The organism is Halopseudomonas pelagia CL-AP6, assembly GCF_000410875.1.
GTDB classification, from domain to species: domain Bacteria; phylum Pseudomonadota; class Gammaproteobacteria; order Pseudomonadales; family Pseudomonadaceae; genus Halopseudomonas; species Halopseudomonas pelagia.
Window position 1 is genome coordinate 1 of sequence record NZ_AROI01000059.1, and the last position, 924, is coordinate 924.

The 924-nt window shown below is 59.6% G+C and carries 1 protein-coding gene; it reads right to left on the reverse strand.

Features of this window, described 5'->3' with window-relative positions; genetic code table 11:
- On the reverse strand, positions 1–924 hold a 924-nt coding region (gene tssI, locus K787_RS0121355; protein WP_022964821.1), incomplete at both ends, for a type VI secretion system tip protein TssI/VgrG.

Below are 924 nucleotides of genomic sequence, written 5' to 3' on the forward strand. Positions count from 1 at the left end.
GCTCAAAGTTTTGAATACGCTGCGACTTTTGTGCGCGGGCAGCTCGTAAGGTGTGGGGTGGGTCTTGTGGTACAGGCAGCCGGTGACCAGGGGTTGGTCTGGATCGCCTTCTAGGAAGGTGATCAGTACTTCCATGCCGATGCGCGGAATGGCGATGCCGCCGTATTGATTGCCAGCCCAGCTGGAGGAGACTCGGAGCCAGCAACTGGTCTGGTCATTGCCTTGGCCTTCGCGGTCCCAGTGAAATTGCACTTTGATACGGCCGTATTGGTCGCAGTGGATTTCTTCGCCTGCCGGGCCGGTGACTACGGCGGTTTGGCTGCCCAGAACCTTGGGCTTTACATGCTCCAGTTGCGGGCGGAAGGCTACATCCCAGGGGGTCGCGGTGAACTGGTTGCGATAGCCCTGGGTAAAACCGTCTTCAGCTTTGACATCGCTGGTAACGGACTCTTCCAGCACCTGCGGCTGCTTGCCTTCATGCTGAATCCCGGTGATCAGCCACAGATCGTTCCAGTCGGTTCTGGGGTGTTCTGCCAAAGTCAGAAAGTGGCCACTGATCAGGGTGGGTACATCACTCTTGCCTTCGGCCAGGCGATAGTCGCTGCGGTGACGCTCCAGGCTGCGTTTGGCCAGATGCTTGCCGCGGGCGCGTTCGGTAAAGAGGCCGGGGTAGTCGTAGTCTTCCAGATCTGGGAGAGGTGCTGGTGGCTCATCACCTTCCACCGGCTGCTCGCTCTTGTGCGCGGCTTCCATCAGCAGATGCGGCTTTTCGAAATCATAGTCGCGGCGGGTGACCCGGCTCGGGCGGGTTTCCACGCGCAGGGCGAAGCGCTTGATTACCGGCTCGTCGGCGACCAGACCGCTGTCTTGGATATAGGCGGTAGGTCTATTGAGTTTGGGAAAGCCGGTCTGGTCGTCGCCGAA